The organism is Desulfotomaculum copahuensis (genome assembly GCF_001655685.1).
Classification (GTDB): Bacteria; Bacillota; Desulfotomaculia; order Desulfotomaculales; family Desulfovirgulaceae; genus Desulfotomaculum_G; species Desulfotomaculum_G copahuensis.
In genome coordinates this window covers 22,083-42,830 of record NZ_LYVF01000184.1, presented here as the reverse complement: position 1 = coordinate 42,830, position 20,748 = coordinate 22,083, and the positions used below count along the sequence as shown (strand labels likewise).

The following is a 20,748-nucleotide window of genomic DNA, read 5'->3' as shown; positions in this document are numbered from 1 at the left end:
GGCGGCAGTATTACTTGCATGAACATCATGCTAATTTCCGGAACACCCGGAAACGCCGGGGCGGTTACTTTGTATTGTCTCCGCCCCTGCGTCACGCTTCCGGGCACTCAAACCAACTTATGGCTCCGCCACCCCGGGCGGGCCGGCCCCGGCCCTACCGGACGCTCCCCGCCACCCGGCAGCGGTCCGCTTCATCTTCCGGCGCCGCCAGATCTACTTCCACCGGCGCATTTTCCAGCACCCGGTGCAGGAACCGGCCGGTGTACGACTCCATTATCTCCGCCACCTGTTCCGGCGTACCCGCGGCCACCACCCGGCCGCCCCGGTCGCCCCCCTCGGGGCCCAGGTCGATAATGTAGTCGGCGGTCTTGATCACATCCAGGTTGTGCTCGATGACCACCACTGTGTCCCCCGCCTCCACCAGCCGGTGCAACACCTGCAAAAGACGGTGCACGTCGGCCGTGTGCAGGCCGGTGGTCGGCTCGTCCAGGATGTACAGCGTGCGCCCGTTTGAACGCCGGGACAGCTCGGTAGCCAGCTTCACCCGCTGCGCCTCGCCCCCGGACAACTCCGGCGCCGGCTGGCCGAGGCGGATGTAGCCCAGTCCCACGTCCTGCAACGTCTTTAAGCGGCGGTGGATTTTAGGCAGGTGGCGGAAAAATTCCACCGCCTGATCCACTGTCATGTCCAGTACGTCAGCGATGCTTTTCCCCTTGTATTTCACTTCCAGCGTTTCCCGGTTGTAGCGCCGGCCCTTGCACACTTCGCAGGGCACATAAACGTCAGGCAGGAAATGCATTTCAATCTTGATGATGCCGTCACCGGAGCAGGCCTCGCAGCGCCCGCCCTTGACGTTGAAACTGAACCGCCCCGGTTTGTAGCCGCGCACCCGCGCCTCCGGGGTCTGGGAGAACAGTTCCCGGATGTCGTTGAACACACCGGTGTAAGTAGCCGGGTTGGAGCGGGGGGTACGGCCGATCGGCGACTGGTCCACGTTGATCACCTTGTCCAGGTTGGCCAGGCCGCGGATTTCCCGGCAGGCGCCCGGCTGCTGGGAGCGTGCGCCGTGCAGTTCCCGGGCCAGGTATCTATACATGATTTCATTGACCAGGGTGCTTTTACCCGAACCGGAAACCCCGGTCACACAGGTGAAGACGCCCAGGGGGAAGGTTACGTTGATTTCCTTCAAATTATGCTCCGCCGCCCCGATCACCTCCAGCGCCTTGCCGTTGGGCGGCCGGCGCAGGGCGGGCAGCGGGATCCGCTTGCGGCCGCTCAAATACTGGCCGGTAATGGAGCGGGGCTCCCGCTCGATCTCCGCCGGGGTGCCCGCGGCCACCACTTCACCGCCGTTCGCCCCCGCGCCGGGGCCGATGTCGATAATGTAATCGGCGGTGCGGATGGTATCCTCGTCGTGCTCGACCACAATTACCGTATTCCCCAGGTCGCGCAGATGCAGCAGGGTGTCCAGCAGGCGCTGGTTGTCCCGCTGGTGCAGGCCGATGCTCGGCTCGTCCAGAATGTAGAGCACGCCGGTCAGTCCGCTGCCGATCTGGGTGGCCAGGCGGATGCGCTGCGCTTCCCCGCCGGAAAGCGTGCCTGCCGGCCGGTCCAGGGTGAGGTAGTCCAGACCCACATTGACCAGAAAGCCCAGACGGGCATTGATTTCCTTGAGCACCTGGCGGGCGATCAGCCGCTCCCGTTCGGTCAGTTCCAGGTCGGTAAAGAAATCACGCGCCTTGAGCACCGGCAACCGGGTCAACTCCACAATGGACAGGCCGCCCACCTTCACCGCCAGCGCCTCCGGTTTGAGCCGGGCGCCGCCGCAGTCCGGGCAGGGACGGGTGCTCATGTAGCGCTCAATTTCCTCGCGCATGAAGCTGGAGGCGGTTTCCTTGTAGCGGCGGGCCAGATTGTTCAACACGCCCTCGAAGGGGACGTGATACGTGCGCAAGCGGCCGAAAGTATCCCGGTGCGGGATGTCCACCGCTTCCCTGCCCGTGCCGTAAAGGATTTTTTCCAAATGTTCCGGCGCCAGATCACGCACTGGGGTGTCCAGGCCAAAGCCGTACTTTGCCGCCACCGCTTCCAGACAGGCATAGGCGTTGCTGCCCTTGAACCAGCCTTCCACCGCCCCGCCGGCGATGGACTTGCGCCGGTCGGGAATGACCAGATCCGGGTCCACCTCCTGCCTCACCCCCAGGCCGGTGCAGGTGGGACAGGCGCCGAACGGGCTGTTGAAGGAAAACAGGCGGGGGGCGATTTCCGGCAGGCTGACGCCGCAGTCCGGGCAGCCGAAATTTTCATTGAACATCATCTCCGGCCCGTCCGTCACCACGGCCAGGGCGATGCCGGAGGCGTTTTTCAGCGCCGTTTCCAGGGAATCGGCCAGCCGCCGCTGGGCGCCGGGACGTACGATGATCCGGTCGACCACGATCTCAATGGTATGCTTCTTGTTCTTTTCCAGCTTGACTTCCGCCGCCGTTTCCAGCAACTGGCCGTTCACCCGTATCCGGGCGAAGCCGCAGCGGCGGATTTCCTCCAGCACTTTCTGATGTTCACCCTTCTTGCCCCGCACCACCGGCGCCAGAATGGAGAGGCGGGTGCCCTCCGGCAAGGCCATCAACTGATCCACCATCTGCTCCACCGTCTGCCGGGCGATCGGCCGCCCGCACTGCGGGCAGTGCACCCGGCCGGCACGGGCGTAAAGCAGGCGCAGGTAGTCGTAAATCTCCGTCACCGTGCCCACGGTGGAACGGGGATTGTGGCTGGTCGTTTTCTGGTCGATGGAAATGGCCGGGGAAAGCCCCTCGATGTTGTCCACGTCCGGTTTGTCCATCTGCCCCAGAAACTGCCGGGCATAGGCCGACAGGGACTCCACGTAACGGCGCTGCCCCTCGGCGTAAATGGTGTCAAAGGCCAGCGAGGACTTGCCCGAACCGGACAGGCCGGTGAGCACCACCAGCTTGTCCCGGGGGATCTCCACGTCGATATTTTTCAGGTTGTGGGCGCGCGCGCCCTTGATGATGATTTTTCCGGGCATCAAGAACCCTTTCCTTTCATTCAACCTGTTCACCGGGTAAAGCACCTTCACGCCGGAAGTATTCCCCGGCCGGCTTGCAGGCCCCGGGAAGGTGCAGGTGCAGGCCGCTTTCCGGCGGCTCCCCGGTAGCGCATAAAGAGATTCCTTTAGCCGCATCATCCGGCAATACCGGCTCCCCGCCGGGCGGGGCCGTGCATCGGACCGGATGGCGGCCCGTTACAATCATATCTGCAGGCGATACAGCCGCTATTCCCCCGCCGCTTCCCCGCTCACGGGCACCAGACGGGAATCCTTGCCCCGCAGTTCCAGGCGCAGTTCGATCAGTGCGTCGCGCAGTTCGGCCGCCCGCTCGAATTCCAGATGGCGCGCCGCTTCCCGCATCTCTTTCTCCAGCCGGGCGATGATCTGCTTCATTTCCTTCCGGGACAGTTTCTTTTTATGCTTCTCCGCCGGCGCCCGGTAGGCGGCACGCGGTTCGGCGGCCCGGGTGGCCTCGATTACATCCCGCACGCCCTTTTGCACTGTCTGCGGCACAATTCCGTGCTGCCGGTTGAAGTCCAGCTGCAGCTTGCGCCGGCGCCCGGTTTCGTCAATCGCCCGGGCCATCGACTCGGTGACCCGGTCGGCGTACATGATCACCTTGCCTTCCACATTGCGCGCCGCCCGGCCCATGGTCTGGATCAGGGAGCGCTCGGAGCGCAGGTAGCCTTCCTTGTCCGCGTCCAGGATGGCCACCAGGCTTACTTCGGGCAGGTCCAGGCCCTCCCGCAGCAGGTTGATACCCACCAGCACGTCGAATTCACCCAGGCGCAGGTCGCGGATGATCTCCATACGCTCAATGGCATTGATATCCGAATGCATATAGCGTACCTTGACGCCCAGTTCCCGGAAATAATCGGTCAGGTCCTCGGCCATCTTCTTGGTCAGCGTAGTCACCAGCACCCGCTGGCCCTTTGCCGTACGCTGCCGGATTTCCCCGAGCAGGTCGTCAATCTGCCCCCGGGTGGGGCGCACGGAGATCTCCGGGTCGACCAGGCCGGTGGGCCGGATGATCTGCTCCACCACCTGCCGGCTGTGCTCCAGCTCATACGGACCGGGCGTGGCGGAAACGAAAACCGCCTGGTTTATTTTCCGCTCAAATTCGGGAAACGTCAGCGGCCGGTTGTCGAAGGCCGACGGCAGGCGGAAACCGTACTCCACCAGCGTTTCCTTGCGTGAACGGTCCCCCTCGTACATCCCCCGCACCTGGGGCACGGACACGTGTGATTCGTCAATGAACAACAAAAAGTCCCGCGGGAAGTAATCCAGCAGCGTATAGGGCGGTTCACCCGGCGCCCGCCCGGTCAGGTGGCGGGAGTAGTTCTCAATGCCCTTGCAGTAGCCCATCTCCCGCATCATTTCGATGTCGTAATTGGTGCGCTGCTCCAGGCGCTGCGCCTCCAGCAGCCTGTCCCGGGCGCGCAGTTCGGCCAGGCGGCCGGCCAGTTCGGATTCGATGGTAGCAATGGCCCGCTCCATCCGCTCCCGGGAAACGGTGTAGTGGCTGGCCGGAAAGATGGACACATGCTGCCTTTCACCCAGGATCTCCCCGGTGAGCACATCGAATTCCAGCAGGCGCTCGATCTCGTCGCCGCAAAAGTCCACCCGGATGGCCTTTTCGGTGTAGGAAACAGGGAAGATCTCGACCACGTCCCCGAGCACCCGGAACTTGCCGCGGGTGAAATTGATGTCGTTGCGCTCATACTGGATGTCCACCAGCTTGCGCAGCACCGCGTCCCGGTCGTAACTGCCCCCGCGGCGCAGGGAAAGCACTAGCGTGCTGTATTCCTCCGGATCGCCCAGGCCGTAAATGCAGGACACGCTGGCCACGATGATCACGTCCCGCCGCTCGAACAGGGCGCAGGTAGCCGAGTGGCGCAGCTTGTCTATCTCGTCGTTGATCGAAGAATCCTTCTCGATGTAAGTATCCGTTTGGGCGATATAAGCCTCGGGCTGGTAATAATCGTAATAGCTGATAAAGTAATCCACCGCATTATCCGGGAAAAACTCCCGGAACTCGCCGCACAACTGGGCGGCCAGGGTTTTGTTGGGCGCCAGCACCAGCGCCGGCCGCTGCACGGCCTGGATCACCTGGGCCATGGTGTAGGTCTTGCCGCTGCCCGTCACTCCCAGCAGCGTCTGCATCGGATAGCCCTTTTGCAGCCCCTCCACCAGTTGGGCAATCGCTTTGGGCTGGTCGCCCCGCGGCCGGTAGTCCGACTGCAACTTAAAAAGGCCGTTGCTGGCCTTGCTTATGTTCACGGCGATGTTGCTCACCCCATTTCACCTAGATTCTACCCCGGACAAAGGACCGTGTCAATGGTGGCAGGAGCTGGAAAAAGAGGAAGATTGGTTGACATCTTCCGGCCCGGCGGGTAAGATTAAAATATATGCACGGAGGTGGTGTGGATGGGATTGCCGTTGTCCGGAACGATCGCCCAAATGGCTGCCGCCGAAGAAAAAAGCTGGACTTACAAAGATTATGCCCGGCTTCCCGAGGGCGCCCCCTGCCAGTTGATTGGAGGAAGTCTGATTATGACACCGTCGCCCACTCCCTACCACCAGACCATATCCATGAAACTGGGCGTCAAACTGGCTCTGCATGCGTTGGAAAAGGGACTGGGCCTGGCCCTGTTCGCACCTGTTGACGTCTACTTCGAGGAAACGGAAACTTACCAGCCCGATATTATTTTTATTGCCGGGAACAGAATGTCGATAGTCGAAAAAACAAGAATCAACGGGGCACCCGACCTGGTGGTGGAAATACTCTCCCCCGGCACGGCCTATTATGACCTGCGGAAAAAATTCAAGACCTACGAAAAACATGGAGTAAAAGAATACTGGGTAGTGGACCCCGGGGAACAGAGCGTGGAAATATATACCCGGGCCAACAACAGATTTTCGCTTGAACAGAAGGCGGAAAAAACGGGCCCGGTAGAATCGCATGTAATTCCGGGATTTACCGTGGAAATAGAAAGCATTTTCTAAGCAGGCCGCATCCCGTCAAACTCATTCAACTTTTATACAGCGCGCGCCATAATCCGGGCGAACAAACATCCTTAAGCCGGAGCTGACGATAATACTCTTTTCCGCTGCAGGCCCCGGACCGGTAATCGCTTAACTGCGGCCGCGGCCGGCGGGCCTCGTGCATCACCGGGCGCACCCCGGCCCGCCGGCTTTCCAGCAGCCAGCGGCGCACCAGTTCGTCCATGCCGGCGTTGACCAGTCGCCCGCGCAATTCATCCGCCCGCCGGGAGACCGGCCGGCAGATGAAGGTCTGGCAGACCAGCGGACGCAAGGCGTAATTGGTGCAGCGCTTGCGCCCCGGATCCAGGAAAATGCAGGCGCCGCCCCGCCGGTGGGCCAGGCCGATGTCCACCACCGCACCGTCCACATAAACATGGCCGAAACGTTTCAGGAACTCCGGCAGCAGCGGCGGTGCCGGGTCGCTAAATTTTCCCGTCCCGCCTGTACCCAACAACCGGCGTATTTCCCCGTCCCGCAGGTAAACCGCCACATCCTGGGCGGTCAGAGGCACCCGCTCCCGGCAACAACTGGTGCAGCCGTCACAGGGCGGGCAATGCGCCGTAATATAGCCGTTTACGGCGTCCAGGTAGTCCTGAACGGTTGCTTCTTCATTTGAAACACACAGGTCGTAACCGGTCTGCCCGTTGATTTGGCAGTTGAACACCCTTATCTTCAATCCGGTACCCCTTTCCGGGAAAAACGCTCCCCTGCTGTCTGGACCCTTTTAGTATACTTTGTTTTACCCTTGGAATCAATACCAGCGGTATGAGCAACAAGCAAGCCCGTTCCGGTGATTGAAAACCGGAAAACGGGCTTTTGGTCATGCTCTTTTGATGTCCCGGCACCGGTTCCCGGCCTGTTACCGGCCGCCCGCCCCGCCGCCTGCGCCGCCTGCACCGCCTGCACCGCCTGCACCGCCTGCACCGCCTCCACCGCCGGGTTTGCCGCCTTCCACACTTTCAATCTTTTTGACTTCGCCCTTGATGTGCACTTCCACAGTTTTACCATCCTGGGTGGTGATGCGCAAAGTGGTGCCCGGTTTTTGTTTGCCGCCCCCGGCCTGGCCGCCCTGCTCATCGCCCCCGCCCTGCTGCCCGCCGCCCGCTTCACTGCCGCCGCCGCTGCCGCCACTCTGACTGCTGCCGCCGCCCGCCTGTCCCCGTCCGCCGCCCTTGCCCAGGCGCTGCTGCAGCAGATAGGCGTTGGCGCTCTGAATCAGGCGCACCGGGATGATGCGCGCGGGCACGTTATAATCGCCATTGGTCACCTGTGTATTGTACTGCCAGTGTCCCGTCTTGGCCAGCCCCACCGCCGCGTCCAGGGCATACTGCCCGAGCAGGTCGGGCCGGGTGTCCACCTCGGCGTCGTGTTCGCCGCCGGGCAGCGCCTGTAAAGCCTGCTGATCCGTCCCCACGCCCACGGTAAGCACCCGGTTGTTCAGACCGGCCGCCTTCAATACTTCCACCGCGGCCATGGCCAACCGGCTGTCGGTGGCCAGTACCGCGTCAATTTGATTGTTGTATTTGCTCAGAACGTCCTGCACCGCCAATGCCGCCAGGCGGGGATCGCCCAGCGGCTGCGCCGCTTCCTGCACCACCCGCGCCCGCGGCTCGCCGGCCAGCGCCTCGCGGGCCGCCCCGGCAATCTCCCGGGCGGCTGTGTCCCGCGGATCACCCTGCAGGATGACCACGTTCACCGGCCGGCGGGCCGGCAACTGGGCGCCGGGCGGTGTGATTTGAGCGCCGCCGGCCGGCCCGCCCTGAACAGAGGCACCGTCTTTTTCACTGCCGCCCTGCCCGCCGGAACCGCTTTTACCGCCAGTACCGCCCTGCCCGCCGGAAACGTCGCCACTGCTTTTCCCACCACCGGAGCTACCGGCCGGTCCGCCCACGCCACCCGGACCGGGTGCGGCCGGCACCCGGGGAACGGCGGACGTGCCCGCCGCCTGGTTCAAAGCTTCAGTGACAAAACGCGCCTGCAGCTGCCCGGCCCGGATATGGTCGGAAGCCACATAGGCATCCACCGGGGTGTTGGCCGGCAATGTCTCCAGAGCCACCACCTTGACATTCCGCTGCACCATTTGCTGCACCGGGCGGGGTGCGGCGGCCGGATCCACGGCCTGCAGCACCACCGCCTTTATTTTCTTCTGTCCCAGACCGGACAGCTGCTTTTCCTGCTCCCGGGGGTCGTTTTTGGCATCCAGCCAGGTGATGCGCACATTTTCATCTTTCGCCCTTTTCTCGATCACCTGTTTGAGTGTCTGGTTGCCGTCCCGCTGCATGTCGGCCAGGGCGACAGCAATCTTCATTTGCTGGGCAAGCGGTTTTTTGGCGCCCTTTTTACCGCAGCCGGCCGGCAGCAACAGGCCGGCGCATAAAATAACCGCCAGCACCGGCCGCATTATTTTGCCCGCCAACGGGATCACCCCCGCACCGTAATACATCTATTATGCATACGATGCAAAGCAAATATGACCACCCTGAAAGACGGTAATAAAATAAAAAAGGCACATCATAAGTGTGCAGTTGCTGGCATAACTATTTATGGAAAATTAAACCTGGAGCCAAATTGGTTATTTCGTTTCCCACGCCTTTTACCCGGTGCCAGGACTGTTGCTCTATGATGTCCGGACCCGGACAAGGGCTTCCCGATGCTCATTTTTCTTGAAGCCCGCGGAAAGGAAATTCGTAGGACCAACTTTATTGCCGGCGCCGACGGGCGTGATTAGCTGTCCGGCGTACCGGATCCGTCGTTACCCGTCGCTTGAATTATTTCAGCATAATATAAGGAGTGTGGAAAATGAACAGGCTGGTTTCCCTCTGGCATACACTGGTCAACTACCTGCGGGCACGCCTGGCCTCCCGGCCCGGATCCACCCTGGCCGGAATGGTGGACGAAGCCCGCCTGGCCTGGCGGGAAGCGTTGAATGAATACAACTTTGCCGATCAGGAAATGGTCGACTACCTGGTTTTCAAAATCAACGCCGCCGAAAGGCGCTTCATCGCCCTTTTGCACCAGGCACGGCGCCAGGGCGTCACCGCCTGGCCGCCGAACCTGCCCGGCCCGGTAACAGGGGTGCACGACGCCTGCTCTTTATAGGCGCGCGCCGCCGGCGCATTATAACGCTAAGAGTCGCTCAAAACTAAAATGTTCTTCAAGCGGGTTGATGAACCCAGCCGTTCAACCGTGCCGCCGGAATTAAAATCCTCACCAAAAACGGTCCGGATCTGGTTCAGACGCACCGTTGCCCATATCTGTGCATTCCGGAAAGAAAACTTATGCTGCAGCAAACTCACTCAGCAGTGCGGCGAACAATGCCCCGGGTCCACCAGTTCCCGGTATTTGACCACCACCTGCTTGAGGTCCGCCCAGGTATCGCGCTTCAGGTTGGGGTTGCGCAGCAGCGCCGCCGGATGGTAGGTGGGCATGATCAACACGCCGTTTCTCTCCACCCACCGCCCCCGGTCTTTGGTGATGCGCCCTTTGGGGTCCAGCACCGCCTGCAGGGCGGTGGCCCCCAGCAGCACCATGATCACTGGTTTGAGCAAACGCAGCTGGGCGTCCAGGTTGAGCCGGCAGGCCGCCCGCTCCTCGTCGGTGGGAATGCGGTTGCCCGGCGGCCGGCACTTCACCGCGTTCAGTATGTAGACGTGTTCAAAGCGCTGGAAGCCGCAGGCCGCCAGCATTTTGTCCAGCAACTGGCCGGCCCGGCCGACGAAGGGGCGGCCCAGGCGGTCTTCATCCGCCCCCGGTCCTTCACCGCAAAAGACCAGCCTTGCCGCCGGGTTGCCCTCGCCGAAAACCACGCCGCGGCAACCGGCGCGCAGACCGCAGCGGCGGCACGTCTTCACCTTCTCTTCCAGCGCCGACATTTCCTTTATCCCGGACAGATCCCAATCAGGATCGGCAAACAAGCTTTCCTCAGTCCAGAGCACAGCCGAACACCCCGCATTGAAATAATTTACCGGCAGTAAGCACGTTTTCCCGGCCTGCCGCGAATGTGCCACCGTTTGATTAATTCACCCGTTTCCACTGTATCTTTCTTCCTTCGCCAAAAACCGCCATTATCCTGCCTTGTACAAAAACAAAGAAAGACCCCGGTATAAACCGGGGTCGCAGTAAACAGGCGGGGCCGTCCGCAAACGGCTTTCCATTCCCGGCCGGTACAAATGCCGGCAGTACGGACGCTGTCAGATTTACCCCCGCAAGAGGCACGATCCGGGGACGGTTTTTCGTGCCGCCCCACGCCCCCAATTAGTTTTGCTCATCCTTTTCCAGGACAATGCGGTGGTCCACCAGGGCAAGTTCCACAATTTTAGCCTTGATCACCTTGCGCCGGCCGAAGATGTCCTCCAGCAAAAGACCCTCCTCGCCGGGCACCACCCGGTCCACCATTTCCAAAAACAGTTCGTCATTACCGTCCTTGCGCAGGTAGGCATTGGCTTCACACATGAATTTCACCCCCTGATGATTAAAAAAGGCCGCGGAAATACTGACATTTCTGCCGGCCTCCGTGGCCCGATGGACAAGCTTTGTCATTTTCGCCCCCGGAAAAGCGGGTGACAATTACCCCCAACCCGGGTGGTTCAACCGGAACCGGTCTCCATGACCGCCTTTAGATTCATTATAAATCCGGCGCTGAAAAACTGTCAACGGTCAAAAATTGTTCCGGTCAACTGGGAGGCTTACATGGCATGTCCACAAGCAAGGCCCGGGCGGGATTGACGGGCATCGCCCGGGCAATTAATACGGCCGGCACCGGTTCAAAGCGCCGGGACGAGCGCGCGTTACCATCCGGACCAACCGGGCGGCGGACAATCCGGCCGTCCCGCTACCCCCGGAAACGCCGCCAGAACTCCCCCCACCAGCGACCCAGCGGGCCGGCGGTGGACAGGTCCATGGAAGCTTCTTCGTCGCCGGCGGGCACCGGCAGGATGCCGAAAGGTTGCCCCCAGCGCTGCAGGCGTACCGTTTCCCGGCGCAATACCTCCGCCGCCCCGGCCAGAAACTCCACCTCCACCTGCCAGGGCACCGCATCCAGCGCCGTCTCCAAGCCCTGGCGGGAGTTGACCGGCCAACCGTTGACGGTGGTCAATACATCCCCGGAGCGCATTCCGGCCTGCCAGGCGGGGGAACCGGGCAGCACCTCGAGCACCCTCAACCCGCGCGGATCGGGTGTGAAAACCGGCCGCCCGCGGAATTCCACCTTTTTGCCGATATGGATGACCAGTTCATGACCGAGCGGGGAAAACAACGCCGCCAGCAGGGTGATGATTTTCGAACTCTGTGCCGCCACCGCCAGCAAAATCAGGGTTAAACTATAAAGTCCCAGAAACAGGGCGGACAGGCGGCTTTTTTGCCCGGGCCGCCGCGATACGGCCAGGTCGCCGTAGCCCAGGCCGGCCACCACGGGAATCAGGCTGTAAATCAAGTTGGCCGGATTGCCCGGCACCGCCGGCTTGAGCAACGGCCACCAGGCGGGCATGTTCACCCCCTGCTGCACCGCCGTTTGGCCAACCACCATCAGGGCTACAATGGGGATCGGCCAGAAGCGCTGCAGGGCGAACCCGCCCACCACCCGGCCGCCGGGCTCTTTGTAGTAGGCGGGCACGGCGCCCAGATGGCCGCTGACCAAAATAAGCATGCTTTCCACCATGTGCAGGATGGCCACCAGGGCCAGCACCTGGGCGATGTTTATATCTGGAAGGCCGAACAGTACCTTGCTTAAAGCCAGGATCCCACCGGCATAGGCAAAACATAGAAAACGGGCATTGATCAGCATGAGCAGAATGGCCACCGGCCAGAGGTAAATGAGGCCCGAACCGGAAAGGGTCACCCCGATGAGCACCATCAAAAAACTGCCCGCCAGGCCGCCCAGTACGCCGTAAGCGGCGGCGGACAGGGTATCCCGCCAGACGCCGCCGGGCGGCAGGCCGAAAAAACTTTCCTTCACCGCGGCCATGCGCCGGTACTGCAGGGCCACCAGCAGTACCACCACCCAGAACAGGGGGTCCAGCAACGCCCGGGCCAGGGAGGAAAAAATCAAGGGCACCACCTGGTTGAAGGGAAACAAAGAAAACACCACCCGCTACGCCGCCGCTTTTTCACCCAGCTTTTCTTTCAGCAGCTCAATCCCTTTTTGCATCTGCAGATCCACCGTGGCGTGTGCCGGTTGCTCTACCACCACGTCGGGCATAATACCCTTTTTATTGATATCATGCCTGGCCGGTGTCAGGTAGCGGGCGGTGGTGAGCTTCAGGCCGGCCCCGTTGCCCAGGTCGAAAACGGTCTGCACAATGCCCTTGCCGAAAGTTTTTTCTCCCACCAGCGTACCGGCCCTGGTGTCCTTGATGGCCCCGGACAGTATTTCCGCCGCGCTGGCGCTGTTGCCGTTGACCAGCACCACCAGGGGCAGCCCCAGGTTCTGACCGTTGGAGGAATAGGTTTCGTCCCGGCCGGAGCGGTAATCGATGTAGACCACCGGCCCTTTGGGCACGAAATAGTTGGCCACCTTCACCGCCGACTGCAGCTCCCCGCCCGGGTTGTCCCTGAGATCCAGCAGCACGGCACGCATGTGCTGGCTTTTCAATTGGGCCACCACGCTGTCCATTTCCTGCGGGGTTTTTTCTGTAAACTGGCTGATGGCGATATAGCCGATCTGTGTACCCGGAATGATTTTGCCCTCCACCGTGGGTACACTGATTTCTTCCCGGGTCAGCTCTACATTCCAGGGCTGGGGTACACCCTTGCGGGCAATCGTCAGGCTGATGGTCGTACCCACCGGGCCGCGCATCAAACCGATGGCCGTCTCCAGATCGATGTCCCGGGCGTCGCGGCCGTTAATGCGGGTGATGATATCGCCTTTTTTAATCCCGGCCTTTTGTGCCGGCGTTCCCCCGTAAGCGCGGGCCACCGTCAAATAATGATCCTGCAATCCGACCAGAATGCCCAGGCCGCCGAAGCTGCCCCGGATCTGTTCCTGAAGGCTGGCATAGGTTTTCGGATCCAGATATACCGAATAGGGATCGCCAAGCGACTCCACAATCCCGCGCATGGCCCCGTCCACCAATGTGGTGGTGCCGACCGGTTGCAGGTATTGCGTACGCACCAGGGAAACAACCTTGATCAGGTTGCCCAGGTTTTTATAGTTGACGGCAAACAGACCGCCCACCACTACAAAAATTAAAAAAAGCACCGCGGCCAGCGCCACCAGCCAGCGGCCAACCCTGCTCCGTGAACCGTCCTCATAGAAGCTCACCGGGACCCCCACCTGCCTGTTCCTTTTCTTTCCTTGCACACATGTATTATACTACATCATCGGGCAGTCAATTACAACAACAGGAAGAAAATTCATCCCCGTCAATATAAAGGAAAACACCCGTCAGTGGGAGGGGGGGTTTCAATCGTCACGCCGCCGGCGGAAAACAACCGGCAAGTTTTTATGGTTGTCAGGCAACCGGAACTTTATATGACCGGATAAACGGTAAAACCAGGCGGGACGGACAATATTTCTTCCGCCCCGCCTGCTTTTACCGTTGTTTTAGCCGCAACCCCGGCTGCGCCGTCAAACAATCCGCCGCGCCGCCGGCCGAAATATCAATTGCTGCATGATGCCCGGCAACTTTTAAAGAACCGCTGCCGGCGGATCATCCCATGATCAGTCAATATGTAATACCCGGCAGCGATGGTTTTCTCCACCGTCCGGGGCGGCCTAAGGCTTCCCGCGGCATATCGGCCGGCGGTTTACCGGTAGCGGTATTTTTCCCAAACAGGGTGCTGTTTCCTAAACATAGGACAGGGGATTCACCGCCGTCCCGTTGACCATCACTGTAAAATGCAGGTGCGGTCCGGTGGATAAACCGGTACTGCCCACCCGGCCGATCACCTGCCCCCGGCTTACCTCCTGGCCGCGGGAGACCAGGATGGCGGACTGGTGGGCGTACAGGGTGGTAACGCCGCCGCCGTGGTCAATCATGACCACATTGCCGTAACCGCTCATATAGCCGGCATAAATGACCGTACCGGCCTGGGCGGCATGAATGGGCGTGCCGGTGGGGGCCGGAATGTCAATGCCGTTATGCAGGCGCGTGTAACCCAGGATGGGATGTTCGCGGTTGCCGAATGGAGATGAGATATTCGTGTATCCGGGCAGCGGCCAGCTGAACGCGCCCCCCCGCGCCGGCGAGGGGTTGTTCCTGGCCTGTTCCAGGGCAATCTGGCGCAGAATCTCCTCTTCCTGTGCCTTCAAACGGTCGGCCGCATCCTCATGGCGGCTGAGTTCCTGCCTGGCCGAGGCCAGCAGCACTTTCTGCTGCGCCTGCTGCTGCGCCAGTTGCTGCCGGACGGCTTCCTGCTGCGCGATCAACGACTGAATCCGGTTGCGCCGCTGCTCCAGGCGGGCCTTTTGATCGGCCACCTCCTGCCGCCGGGCGGTAAAGTCGCTGACTATATGTACATCCCGCGCCACCACCCGCTTCAACAATTCATAGCGGTTGATAAAATCGCCGAAGCTTCTGGCTTCCAGTAAAACCTCCAGATAGCTCACCTGGCCGGACTGGTAAACATCCCGCAACCGTTGATCCATCATCTGCGTGCTTGCCGCCAGGCGCGCCTCGGCCTGCTGCAGCGCCGCCCGGGTACGGTTGATGTCCACCTGGGCCGACTTTAAATTTTGATTTAAATCATGCAGCTTGTTCTGCGTGGCGGTAAGGGATTGCTCGGATTGAGCCACCTGGTCGGCGTATCCCTTGACTTCCCTTTGTGACTGATTGACCTGTTGCTGCTGCTGTTGCAATTCCTGCCTGGTCTGATCCAGTTGGTCCTGCAAACCGGCGCCCCGGGCCACACCCGTACCGGCGCCGGACAGGAGCAGCGTCAACAACAAGGCAACCAGCTTTTTTCCCGGCATCCGCACTGGCTCCCCCTCCCGGAATTCTTAAACATTCAAAAAGCGACGGATGGAAATGGCACTGCCCAGGGCACCGATGAGCAAACCCAGGGCGATCAGGCCGCCAAGCATGATGAGCAGGTACTGCATGCCGGTGACCAGGGGAATGAATGGCAATGTTTCGTTGACATGCCGCGCCAGGGAAAAATAACCGAAATAGACGGCCAGTCCGGCCAAAAGGGAACCGGCCAGACCCAGCACCATCCCTTCCAACAGGAAAGGAAAGCGTACAAACCAGTTGGTCGCCCCGAGAAATTTCATGATGCTGATCTCACGGCGCCGGGCGAAAACGGACATGCGGATGGTGGTGGAAATGAGAAAAACCGCCGCCGCCGCCAGGGCAATCATGATCGCCATTCCGGCCACCCGGATCCAGTGGGTCACGGCGAGCAGCTTTTCCACCACTCCCCGGCCGTAACGCACCTCGTCCACCCCGGAGAAGGTTTGAATCTTCGCCGCCACGCCGGGCACCTGCCCGGCCTGCTGCGTCTTGATCCGGAAGGCGTCGGGCAAAGGGTTGTCCTTGTCCAGACCGTCCAAAATATCCTTACGCTGACCGAAACTCTGCCGCATTTCGGTCAGCGCCTGCTCCTTGGAGACGTAGCGCACTTCCGTCACCCCCGGCAGTGCTTTGATTTCCTGCTCCAGGGAAGTGATTTGTGCCTGTTTGACACCGCTGTGCAAAAAAGCACTGATTTCCACGCTGGATTCCAGTGTAGCGGCCATGCGGTCGGCGTTCAGGACCAGCAACAGCGAAAAACCCAGAATCAAAAGAGAAACGGTGACTGTGCCCACCGAGGCCAGGGAAAGCCAGCTGTTGCGCACCAGGGACGAGAAGGCCTCCCGGAAGTAATAGCCGATGGTGCTAAGCCTCATCCCGGTATCCCCCGCCTTCCTCATCCCGGACGATTTGCCCGCAATTCAGGGCCACCACCCGCTTTTTCAGCTTGTCCACAATGTCCCAGGCGTGGGTGGCCATAATAATGGTGGTTCCCCGTTGGTTGATTTCCTGGAAAAGGTTCATCAACTCCCAGGATGTTTCTGGATCCAGGTTGCCTGTAGGTTCATCGGCCACCAGCAACGACGGATTGTTGATCATCGCCCGGGCGATGCCCACGCGCTGCTGCTCACCGCCGGACAACTGGGTGGGCAGCATGCCCGCCTTGTCCTCCAGTCCAACCATTTTCAGCGCCTCGGGCACCCGGCGCTTGATCTCCCGGCGGGAAACGCCGGTCACCTCCAGCGCAAAAGCCACATTTTCCCACACTTTCTTCTGGGGCAACAGGCGGAAGTCCTGAAAGACCATGCCGATTTTGCGGCGCAGGTAGGGTATTTCACCGTGACGCATCCGGGCCACATTTTTGCCGCTGAAGATCACCTGCCCCCTGGTGGGCAACTCTTCGCGAAAAATCAATTTGGTCAGGGTGGATTTGCCCGCTCCGCTGGGACCGACCAGGAACAGAAATTCCCCTTTGCGGATATGCAGGTTGATATTGTTCAAAGCAGTGACACCGTTCTGGTAAACCTTGCTTACTCCATAAAAGCGGATCATTCCAAACACCTCAAATCTGATGTCATAGCCATGATGCCGTCTGTCAACACCATTCACTTCGACAACAATTCCTTAGATCCTCTTAAAAACCCAAAAAAATGAAACAACCTGCCCGGGAAACGGGCAGGGCTGTAGAAAAATTCCTGCAACATCCTGATCACCCGGCCAGAAAACGGACACGCCGGAAGTTCAATCAAACGCACACATTTATGCATTCCCGGCGCCCCGGCCGGAGCGCACCTGTTCCGGACACACACGGGGTGGTGGCGGTGCGGTTGCTCCCGGTTCATAAGACCGGAGGTCTTATGCCTTTTTTGCAGCACGCTGAAGCAGGTTTTAGACATACTTTGGCGGTGTGAAAAACCCGGACCGTATTATACCTGTTTTTGCCGCCGGCCGCCGGCTTCAAAACACAATATTATTCGCGGGCACCTTCTTCAGCGCCGGTATCAAAGCGCAGCTTTCTGCTTGAGCACTTCCTGCACCGCCGTCACCAGGCGGGCAGGCGTCAAACCGAACCTCTCCAGCAACTCCGCCGGTTTACCCGACTCGCCGAATACGTCGGACAGGCCGACGCGGTAAACGGGCACCGGGTGGGAGGCGCATACCGTCTCGGCCACCGCCCCGCCCAGACCGCCGATTATGCTGTGCTCCTCGGCGGTGACAATGGCCCCCGTCTCTTTTGCCGCCTGCAATACCGCCGCTTCGTCCAGCGGCTTGATCGTGTGCATGTCCAGCACGCGCACCCCGATACCTTCGCCGGTCAGGATTTCCGCCGCCTCCAGGGCCATGGAGACCATGATGCCGGTGGCAAAGATGGCGGCGTCCCCGCCGTCGCGCAATTTTATCGCCCGGCCGGGCTTAAAGTCAAGACTTTGCTCATGCAGCACGGGCACGCCCGGCCGGCCCAGACGGATGTACACCGGACCGTTCATGCCCGCCGCCGCCCGCACCGCCGCCCTGGTTTCTACCGCGTCGGCGGGCACGAACACGGTCATGCCGGGCAGGACGCGCATCAGGGCGATGTCCTCCACCGACTGGTGGGAACCGCCGTCCTCACCCACCGTGACCCCGGCGTGGCTGGCGGCAATCTTGACGTTCAGATGCGGGTAGGCCACACTGTTGCGTACCTGTTCAAAGGCGCGGCCGGTGGCAAAAATGGCGAAAGAACTGCAGAAAGGGATTTTTCCGGCCGCGGCCAGGCCGGCCGCCGTGCCGATCATGTTCTGCTCGGCGATGCCCATGTCAAAAAAACGTTCCGGGAAGTGCTTGCCGAAGTCAAAGGTTTTGGTGGACTTGGCCAGGTCGGCGTCCAGCACCACCACGTCCGGGTTTTCCCGGCCCAATTCCAGCAGCGCCTCGCCGTACGCCTCCCGGGTGGCGACTTTTTTCATCACTGATTTCCTCCTGTACACATAAATCCTGTTCCCGCATCCGGCGGAGGGGTTTTCCGTTCCCGGGCCGGCAACAGCTTCCTGCAGCGGTTCGCACCGGACGAGACCGGTCTTTTCCATCCCGGCTCGTGCCGTACGGGTGGCATTTATATCTGCACGGCGGGCTTACGCCAGTTCGGCCAGCGCCCTTTCCACCTCGTCCGGTTTGGGCGCCACGCCGTGCCAGCCCACCTGGTTTTCCATAAAGGAACAGCCCTTGCCCTTCACTGTTTCAGCCACGATCATCTGCGGCCGGCCCGTAACCGCGCGGGCTTTTTCCACCGCCTGCAGAATGGCGGCCATGTCGTGACCGTCGATCACCTGCACGTCCCAGCCGAAAGCACGCCATTTGTCGGCCACCGGTTCGGGGGACATCACCTGCCGGGTGGGACCGTCAATTTGAAAACCATTGTGGTCCAGAAATGCCGTAACATGATCCAGCTTATAGTGAGCCGCCGCCATGGCCGCCTCCCAGATCATCCCTTCCTGGATCTCGCCGTCGCCCAGCAGGGCGTAGACCCGGTAGTCCCGGCCGTCCAACCGGCCGGCCAGCGCCATGCCGTTGGCCGCCGCCAACCCCTGTCCCAGGGAACCGGTGGACATCTCCACCCCGGGCAGGTGCTTCATGTCCGGGTGGCCCTGCAGGCGGCTGCCCAGGCGGCGCAGGGTGAGCAGTTCGTCCACCGGGAAATAGCCCCGCTCGGCCAGGGCGGCGTAGAGCACCGGGGCGGCGTGGCCCTTGGAAAGCACGAAGCGGTCCCGGTCCGGCCAGTCCGGCCGCGCCGGGTCCAGGCACAAAAAATGGAAATACAGGGCGGCCACAATGTCGGCCGCCGACAGGGAACCGCCGGGATGCCCCGAACCGGCCGCCCCGGTCATCCGGATGATGTGCCGGCGCAACTGCCTGGCCTTTTCCTCCAGGCGGGTGATTTCTTCCTGCGTTGCCACTTGCATTTTCCTCCTTACCGCAAATCTTACGGGCGCAACTTGTTCGGCATACAAAGACGGCGCCGGCAACGGTTGGCACCGCAAAAGTGCAAAACCGGCGGCGTCATGCGGCCGGGGCCGCTTGCTCATTCCTGCGCCGGGCGGCGCCCGCGCCAGGTGCCGCTGTGAGCGCCGGCAAACGTCGTCAACTGAGCGGCGGACGGTATTTCTGCCACTGTTTGAAGCCCTCCCCGAGCACCTCGTGCACATCGGCCAGCACCACAAATGCATGCGGATCCGTCCGGTAGACCAGATCTTTCAAAGCAGTCACCTCGGAACGGTTGACCACCACAAAGAGCACTTCCCGCGCCGCCCCGGAATACATGCCCCGGGCCTGCAAGGCGGTGGCGCCCCGGTTCATTTCCTGCAGGATGACGGGCGCCATTTGCTCAATGCGCTCCGAAATGATGAAAAAAGCCTTGGTGTAGCTGATCCCTTCCTGTACCAGGTCGATCAACCAGGAAGTGATGAAAATGGTAATCAGGGCGTACATGGCCAGTTCCCAGGAATGAAAGCTGAAACCGGCAAACAACACCACCAGGCCGTCCACCAGGAAAAGCAACTGGCCCACATTGGCCCCGGTATATGTACGCAGTACGGCCGCCGCCAGGTCGGTGCCCCCGGTGGTGCCCCGGTAACGGAAAACCAGACCCAGGCCCAGGCCGACCAGCACCCCGCCGAAAATGCCGGCCAGCAGGGGATTGTGGGTGGGTACCGGCAGGTAGCGGGCCAGGCCGTCAACGAAAAGGGAAAGGCTGATCGTGCCATACAGGGAACGGAAGCCGAACTTCAACCCCAGCCGGTAAATGCCCATGGCAAACAACGGCACGTTTAAAACCAGCATGGTCAGACCGACCGGGGAACCGGTGAGGTAGTGAATGACCGTGGCCAGGCCGCTGACGCCACCGGCGGCAATTTTATTGGGAATCAGGAAAAGATCCAGTCCCAGGGCGGTCAGCACCACCCCGGCGGTCACGCCCAAAAACTCGGCCAGAGCGCCCAGCAACAACCAGATCACCCTCCAGCCCGCGGTACCCTGGTACATCGCCGCACCAACCGGAACCCGTCATCTCCGTTCCGCTCAACCGGGCGGTGAAGGCGCCGGTCCCGAAAGGTGCAGCGGACGCAATTGAAGCCGCACTGTGTTTAAAATGGCTTTTCATTTTATACGCAACAGCGCAAGCGGTTGACGCCCACCACTCATCCCCGCCGGCATCTTCCAGTCCGGCGGCATGCCCGTGCGCCTTAACCCGGCCTGTTTCCGGAAACATGAAGCTCCGGACCGGGCGTATGACTTAATCTAGCTTGTCCGGAAACAGGTAACCCTATTTAGGCCGGCGGGCACAAGATATTATTATTCTTGCCCCGGCAACAAATTCCTGCCACGGATGACAAAAAAGACCCGGCGGTCAGCCCCGGCCGGTAAACAAACATCTCCCGCACATAGCCCCTTTTCCGGTATAAAAAACAGTTATATTCCAGCCGCCTGGAATATAACTGCCTCATCCAATGTATGCCCGTCATAACGGGCAGCTTTAAATTTTATACTCCGTGACGGAACCGGCAACTCCCTGCCCGCCGGCACTTGTTAAAGCCGTGAAAGCCGCTTCCCCGGCACTTTGTAAAAAACAGGCGGCAAACGGCGGGCTTTCCCCGGCTCAATGGCAGCAGACCGTCACCACCGGTACAACGGCCTTCCGGCAGGCCGGGCGGCGCATCT

17 protein-coding genes are annotated in these 20,748 nt (G+C 61.0%); 2 read left to right on the top strand and 15 right to left on the bottom strand.

Annotated features, from left to right (window positions below; translation table 11 throughout):
* Positions 1-154: 154 nt before the first annotated feature.
* From uvrA to uvrB, 3 genes are all read right to left on the bottom strand, one after another.
* Positions 155-3,043 (bottom strand): excinuclease ABC subunit UvrA, encoded by a 2,889-nt coding sequence (uvrA, locus tag A6M21_RS14695; protein ID WP_066670259.1) that lies wholly within the window; start codon positions 3,041-3,043, stop codon positions 155-157.
* Positions 3,044-3,059: 16 nt separating this feature from the next.
* Entirely contained in the window at positions 3,060-3,209 is a 150-nt protein-coding gene (locus tag A6M21_RS18840) for a hypothetical protein (protein ID WP_161486089.1), read from the bottom strand.
* Between the two features lie 80 nt (positions 3,210-3,289).
* Positions 3,290-5,359, bottom strand: coding sequence for an excinuclease ABC subunit UvrB (uvrB, locus tag A6M21_RS14685; RefSeq protein WP_282434546.1), 2,070 nt, complete (start codon positions 5,357-5,359; stop codon positions 3,290-3,292).
* A gap of 132 nt (positions 5,360-5,491) precedes the next feature.
* On the opposite strand from uvrB, the gene A6M21_RS14680 reads away from it, so the two are divergent.
* Positions 5,492-6,070 (top strand): Uma2 family endonuclease, encoded by a 579-nt coding sequence (locus A6M21_RS14680; RefSeq protein WP_078060754.1) that lies wholly within the window; start codon positions 5,492-5,494, stop codon positions 6,068-6,070.
* A gap of 25 nt (positions 6,071-6,095) precedes the next feature.
* On the opposite strand, the gene A6M21_RS14675 is transcribed toward A6M21_RS14680, so the two are convergent.
* Complete coding sequence (locus A6M21_RS14675; RefSeq protein WP_066670255.1) at positions 6,096-6,785, bottom strand: YkgJ family cysteine cluster protein; 690 nt, start codon at positions 6,783-6,785, stop codon at positions 6,096-6,098.
* A 183-nt stretch (positions 6,786-6,968) separates the two neighbouring features.
* Positions 6,969-8,525 carry a substrate-binding domain-containing protein gene (locus A6M21_RS14665; protein WP_161486088.1) on the bottom strand — a complete coding sequence of 519 codons (1,557 nt, stop codon included), beginning with the start codon at positions 8,523-8,525 and terminating at the stop codon, positions 6,969-6,971.
* Positions 8,526-8,908: 383 nt separating this feature from the next.
* Here A6M21_RS14665 and A6M21_RS14660 point away from each other — a divergent pair, with 383 nt between their 5' ends.
* Positions 8,909-9,208 carry a hypothetical protein gene (locus A6M21_RS14660; RefSeq protein WP_066670249.1) on the top strand — a complete coding sequence of 100 codons (300 nt, stop codon included), beginning with the start codon at positions 8,909-8,911 and terminating at the stop codon, positions 9,206-9,208.
* A gap of 197 nt (positions 9,209-9,405) precedes the next feature.
* Here A6M21_RS14660 and A6M21_RS14655 read toward each other — a convergent pair whose 3' ends face one another.
* The 10 genes from A6M21_RS14655 to A6M21_RS14605 form a co-directional block, all read right to left on the bottom strand.
* Complete coding sequence (locus A6M21_RS14655; RefSeq protein ID WP_242868861.1) at positions 9,406-10,044, bottom strand: uracil-DNA glycosylase; 639 nt, start codon at positions 10,042-10,044, stop codon at positions 9,406-9,408.
* A gap of 319 nt (positions 10,045-10,363) precedes the next feature.
* The gene (locus A6M21_RS14645; RefSeq protein WP_066670338.1) at positions 10,364-10,561 is read right to left on the bottom strand and encodes a CooT family nickel-binding protein; all 198 of its coding nucleotides are present in this window, start codon (positions 10,559-10,561) and stop codon (positions 10,364-10,366) included.
* 379 nt (positions 10,562-10,940) lie between these two features.
* A complete protein-coding gene (locus A6M21_RS14640) occupies positions 10,941-12,194 on the bottom strand; it encodes a PDZ domain-containing protein (RefSeq protein ID WP_345788107.1) in 1,254 nt (417 codons plus the stop codon).
* A 3-nt stretch (positions 12,195-12,197) separates the two neighbouring features.
* Positions 12,198-13,367 (bottom strand): S41 family peptidase, encoded by a 1,170-nt coding sequence (locus tag A6M21_RS14635; protein ID WP_066670332.1) that lies wholly within the window; start codon positions 13,365-13,367, stop codon positions 12,198-12,200.
* Positions 13,368-13,892: 525 nt separating this feature from the next.
* Complete coding sequence (locus A6M21_RS14630) at positions 13,893-15,017, bottom strand: murein hydrolase activator EnvC family protein (RefSeq protein ID WP_078060756.1); 1,125 nt, start codon at positions 15,015-15,017, stop codon at positions 13,893-13,895.
* Positions 15,018-15,044: 27 nt separating this feature from the next.
* A complete protein-coding gene (ftsX, locus tag A6M21_RS14625) occupies positions 15,045-15,932 on the bottom strand; it encodes a permease-like cell division protein FtsX (RefSeq protein WP_066670242.1) in 888 nt (295 codons plus the stop codon).
* The gene (gene ftsE / locus A6M21_RS14620; RefSeq protein ID WP_066670240.1) at positions 15,922-16,608 is read right to left on the bottom strand and encodes a cell division ATP-binding protein FtsE; all 687 of its coding nucleotides are present in this window, start codon (positions 16,606-16,608) and stop codon (positions 15,922-15,924) included. Before ftsE ends, ftsX begins: the two co-directional genes overlap by 11 nt.
* A 449-nt stretch (positions 16,609-17,057) precedes the next feature.
* Positions 17,058-18,005: a transketolase family protein gene (locus A6M21_RS14615; RefSeq protein ID WP_066670329.1), complete on the bottom strand. Its 948-nt coding sequence runs from the start codon at positions 18,003-18,005 to the stop codon at positions 17,058-17,060.
* Between the two features lie 162 nt (positions 18,006-18,167).
* Positions 18,168-18,989, bottom strand: a complete 822-nt coding sequence (locus tag A6M21_RS14610) for a transketolase (protein ID WP_427854632.1) — start codon at positions 18,987-18,989, stop codon at positions 18,168-18,170.
* A gap of 184 nt (positions 18,990-19,173) precedes the next feature.
* The gene (locus A6M21_RS14605) at positions 19,174-20,037 is read right to left on the bottom strand and encodes a YitT family protein (protein WP_242868867.1); all 864 of its coding nucleotides are present in this window, start codon (positions 20,035-20,037) and stop codon (positions 19,174-19,176) included.
* Between the last annotated feature and the right edge of the window lie 711 nt (positions 20,038-20,748).

What these genes read in the sequence shown, in the direction of transcription:
- uvrA (WP_066670259.1), bottom strand. Translation starts at nt 3,043, where the DNA reads ATGCCCGGAAAAATCATCATCAAGGGCGCGCGCGCCCACAACCTGAAA.
- A6M21_RS14680 (WP_078060754.1), top strand. Translation starts at nt 5,492, where the DNA reads ATGGGATTGCCGTTGTCCGGAACGATCGCCCAAATGGCTGCCGCCGAA.
- A6M21_RS14660 (WP_066670249.1), top strand. Translation starts at nt 8,909, where the DNA reads ATGAACAGGCTGGTTTCCCTCTGGCATACACTGGTCAACTACCTGCGG.
- A6M21_RS14645 (WP_066670338.1), bottom strand. Translation starts at nt 10,561, where the DNA reads ATGTGTGAAGCCAATGCCTACCTGCGCAAGGACGGTAATGACGAACTG.
- A6M21_RS14630 (WP_078060756.1), bottom strand. Translation starts at nt 15,017, where the DNA reads ATGCCGGGAAAAAAGCTGGTTGCCTTGTTGTTGACGCTGCTCCTGTCC.
- ftsX (WP_066670242.1), bottom strand. Translation starts at nt 15,932, where the DNA reads ATGAGGCTTAGCACCATCGGCTATTACTTCCGGGAGGCCTTCTCGTCC.
- ftsE (WP_066670240.1), bottom strand. Translation starts at nt 16,608, where the DNA reads ATGATCCGCTTTTATGGAGTAAGCAAGGTTTACCAGAACGGTGTCACT.